This window comes from Acidobacteriota bacterium, assembly GCA_003225175.1.
In the GTDB taxonomy this organism is placed as follows: domain Bacteria; phylum Acidobacteriota; class Terriglobia; order Terriglobales; family Acidobacteriaceae; genus Gp1-AA112.
The window spans coordinates 1-3,903 of sequence record QIBA01000006.1; the positions used below are offsets into that span (position 1 = coordinate 1).

Below are 3,903 nucleotides of genomic sequence, written 5' to 3' on the forward strand. Positions count from 1 at the left end.
TTGATTCAAAACGGGAACATGCCGATGGAGCTATGAACCAGATGCGAGATTACGTCCCGTCTGTCCGGGGGATTTCAAGAATTGAAATCGGGCGTCTCTCAGCTTCGATTGGCTGGTGACGAGGTGAACATTCCTGCTTTCTAAAAGCGAACCCATTTTGATTTCTGTGCTGGGATTGCTGAGTATGAGACAGCTGACGAGATGATGATGCGGCGACCACAAAACATCGAGACGGAACGCTTGATCCTGGTTACGCTCATGCCTGAAGAAATTGAAGCGCTCATTGCTCGTGACCTGGAGCGCTTTGCGGTTCAAACGAGCTTCATATTTCCGGCCGAGGCTGCGGATCTCGGTATAGATCTGTCGTGGCATCTCAGGGCGATACGCGCCGATAGTAGCGAGCTTTCATGGCGCATTCGTCTCATCGTCGAGCGTTCTTCCAAGACAGTGGTCGGGTCGATCAACTTAAAGGGGCTGCCGAGCGCCGATGGCGACGTGGAGATTGGATGGGGCCTGATCGAAAACGCTCGCAGGAAGGGATATGCCACTGAGGCATCGGCGGCCATCCTCAATTGGGTCTTTCAACAAGCCGGCGTCCGTTCCATCAGCGCAACCATACCTGATGACAACTCTTCTTCGCAGAGCCTCGCCAAAAGGCTGGGGCTGATTCGCACCAACGAAATACGTCGAAAGCTGCCTCTTTGGAAATGCGATCGAACCCTCTAGCGCCGAAGGCGCGACATTCAAGTAGCCCAGCGACGTAAGCCCTAGTGGGCTAACGAGAGTCCCGAAACGGCTGAGAACCCACAGACCGATTGCAAATGCAAATATGCTGGAAAGGCCATCACCCGCCCACATTGACTCGGATCCAATAGTTTCCTGCGCTATGTCTGTGGGGCTTGACTTTATCTCAGCCAAGGCGCAGCATTTCGCCGCCTCTGGGAAGAGCAATTCCAGAAAGCGGTGCCCACCTCCGACGCAGCAATCTCTGCTGGCACTGGTTCACTTGTGTGACACAGTACGCTCCTAGACAGCAGCGATCTAGCAACTCTCAACTTGGAGGACTAACTCTCAACCTGAACGACTAAAGGAGGACAAATGAAGCGCACTTCGATTTTAGTTTGGGCGTTTGCGATCGTTCTCACACTGGCCGGAACCGCGTTCGCAGACGGTCCTCGCCCGTTAGTTGTAGACGATGACAGGCTGGACTGCCCGAATGCGGATTTCACCAGCATTCAGGCGGCGGTGGATGCCGCTCCGCCGGACGCAACCATCCAGGTATGCGCCGGCATTTATCACGAGTCCGTCACCATTACCAAAGACGGTCTCAAACTATTGGTCAAAGGGCCGCGCGGAGGAGCCGTAGTCGATAGCATGCTCGTCCCCGAGGCTGGCTTTTTCGTGGAGAACGCCTCCCGAGTGAGAATCGAGGGGTTCACGATGCGGAGAGGTCACGAGGCCGGCATCCTGCTGGAAGGGGCTTCCAAATCCACCATCCGCAACAATCTCACCACTGGCGCAGGCCACGACGGCATCGAGCTGATCAATTCCAGCGACAACGTTATCGAGTACAACGTGACTTTCGACAATTTGGCTGTCAATGCTTGCGGTATCAACGTGGCCGGCCCGAACTCGAGGGGGAATGTTGTGCGATATAACGTGAGCGTCAACAACGAGTGGGGCATCCAGATCTCCGCCGCAGTGGACACGGTGGTCTTTCGCAATCGGACGATTGGCAATCGCGGGAACGGCATTCGCAACGTAGGCGCCGCCTCAGGGACTGTGATCGAACGCAATAGCGCGTTTGGCAACGGCTTCGCTCCCAGCGCCCTGACGGGTACGACCAACGCGGGCATCCGAATCGGCAGCGGCACCGGAATTGTGGTTGCGCGGAACCATGCTTTCGGCAACGATCTGGTCGATCTGCTGAGCGGAGTCACGACAGCCACCTTCGATGACAACCGCTGCAACACCTCGGCTCCCCCCGGTCTGTGCGAGCACAAAGGTAACGACAGCGACGATGACAACCAGTGACGAAATCCAGCCCAGGCCGGGAGCAGCTTAGTCAAGGGTCTAAATGGGACGAACAGAATGGACCAGAAATAGGAGAGCCTGAACTGCGTCATTCACAAAATAATCCCGCAGTTCAGGCTGTCGGACGAGTGGCCCGGCCTTTCCCATTTCGGATTGAGCGTCAGACTCCCAGACAAAGGGTGCCTGGATCGCGTTTTTTGACGGGAGCCGTGGCGAGGACGCACAACTGCTCGACCGTGCCCTGGAAGATCGCCAAGTGGTGATGGTGCCGGTTGTGCTCACCGAGCTCTTAAGCGACCCAAAGCTTCCTTCCGATGTAGCGGAAACAATTTCAGAAGTACCTCTCATCGAGATCGCGCTTGGCTATTGGCAAAGGGCAGGAGCATTGCGAGCTAAGGTGCTGGCAAAACGCCGCAAGGCTCGTCTCGGCGATGCGCTGATTGCGCAGAGCTGCATCGACGAGGCGGGTGGCGCAGCCTTTTTTCGGAGATCATGCTTTTGGTTTTCGGTTGCGATACCCAAATGTGGGCTTTACGAGCGAATCCAGAAGATGTCCTGGAGAGCACCCAGTACCTCGATGTCCTCGTCCTTCATCCACTGGAGCACGTTAGATTTCGGTATCGATTTATTCCATTCCGATTCAGCTATTGTTAGAACTTCAGAGCACACAGGTGGCGTTTGCGGAGCGAAAGCATCGCTAGGGGATGAACCTTTTGGCCGCATTCAACGTACCGTCATGCTGAACTCCTTATCTTGGAGGACGCATGACCTCGCTCAGTAAGAACGCCAGAGTCGCAGGGCTCCTGTACATTTTGGCCTCAGTGGTTGGGGTGGTGCGCCTCCTCTACATTCCCAGCGCCTTGATCGTGCATGGGAACGCGGCAGCGACGGTCAACAATATCGCGGCGCACGAGTTGCTATTCCGCCTGAGCATTGTCAGCTACCTGCTCTCCAGTGTTCTGTTCACCTTCCTCACGTTGGCTCTTTATCGACTGTTTAAGGGAGTCGACGTGGGGCTTGCTGTCTTGATGGTGATCCTCGGCGGCCTGATGCCAGTGCCGATATTCTTCGTCAACTCAGTGACCGACGTGGCTGTCCTGCTGTTCGCTCGCGGCTCCGATTTCCTGTCGGCCTTCGACAAGCCACAGCGCGAGGCCTTTGTTATGCTGTTCCTCAACCTGCATCACCACCTTGACCTGGCCAACGCGATCTTTTGGGGCTTGTGGTTGTTTCCATTCGGCTTGCTGGTATACAGATCGCGCTTCCTGCCCCGCTTCTTCGGCGTCTGGCTGATACTGGCGTGCCTCGCCTGGTTGGCGTTCAGCTTTACCGGCTTTATGTTCCCAGGGTACGAGGACAAGGTCTTCACGCTTGGCCAACCTTTTACGTTGGGTGAGGTCGCGACCATGCTCTGGCTCGCGATCATGGGCGCCAGGGAGCCGCGCGTGGCGGCGGCCGTGTCCTAACCTGCGCTTGCTGGGCACTCTGGATAGAGAACGTGCTGGACCCATACAACACAAAAATCACCCATCGGCTATCGCCGACGGTTCCGCGTCTTGAGCGCAGTTAAGAACTACGTTGCTGGACACGGCTGAAACGATGACCAGTCGATCGCTCTCTGAAAGGACTCATCGGGCGGAAAGACGGTTTTGAAAGTGAACGCAAACTGGGTTGGGCCATGAGCTTCGAGATGGGCGAGCCTCTTCTTGGCTTCGTCGATGCCGGGAATGTGTCCGGCTGGAACCCACCACAGCGCCAGATACGTTCCGGCGAACTTCGCGAACCACTCGTGCCGCTGCCGCAGCAGTTCGGAGTGCACGGTGCGATACACGTAATCCCGCAACGCTTCGACACTTTCCCATACCGACA

The 3,903-nt window shown here is 56.3% G+C and carries 5 protein-coding genes; 4 read left to right on the forward strand and 1 reads right to left on the reverse strand.

All coding sequences use genetic code 11. The annotated features are described in order from the left end of the window. The first annotated feature begins 201 nt into the window (after window positions 1–201). The 4 genes from DMG62_00085 (at window position 202) to DMG62_00100 (ending at window position 3,500) form a co-directional block, all read left to right on the forward strand. Window positions 202–726: a hypothetical protein gene (locus DMG62_00085; GenBank protein PYY25039.1), complete on the forward strand. Its 525-nt coding sequence runs from the start codon at window positions 202–204 to the stop codon at window positions 724–726. Window positions 727–1,098: 372 nt separating this feature from the next. Then, on the forward strand, window positions 1,099–2,034 hold the full coding sequence (locus tag DMG62_00090) for a hypothetical protein (protein PYY25040.1): 936 nt from the start codon (window positions 1,099–1,101) through the stop codon (window positions 2,032–2,034). Between the two features lie 262 nt (window positions 2,035–2,296). Beyond that, window positions 2,297–2,815: a hypothetical protein gene (locus DMG62_00095; protein PYY25041.1), complete on the forward strand. Its 519-nt coding sequence runs from the start codon at window positions 2,297–2,299 to the stop codon at window positions 2,813–2,815. Continuing rightward, a complete protein-coding gene (locus tag DMG62_00100; protein ID PYY25042.1) occupies window positions 2,799–3,500 on the forward strand; it encodes a DUF4386 domain-containing protein in 702 nt (233 codons plus the stop codon). The genes DMG62_00095 and DMG62_00100 overlap by 17 nt, the downstream gene beginning before the upstream one ends. 107 nt (window positions 3,501–3,607) lie before the next feature. Here the strand turns inward: DMG62_00100 and DMG62_00105 are convergent. After that, the coding region (locus DMG62_00105; protein PYY25043.1) for a DUF3291 domain-containing protein at window positions 3,608–3,903 on the reverse strand (296 nt) is incomplete at its 5' end.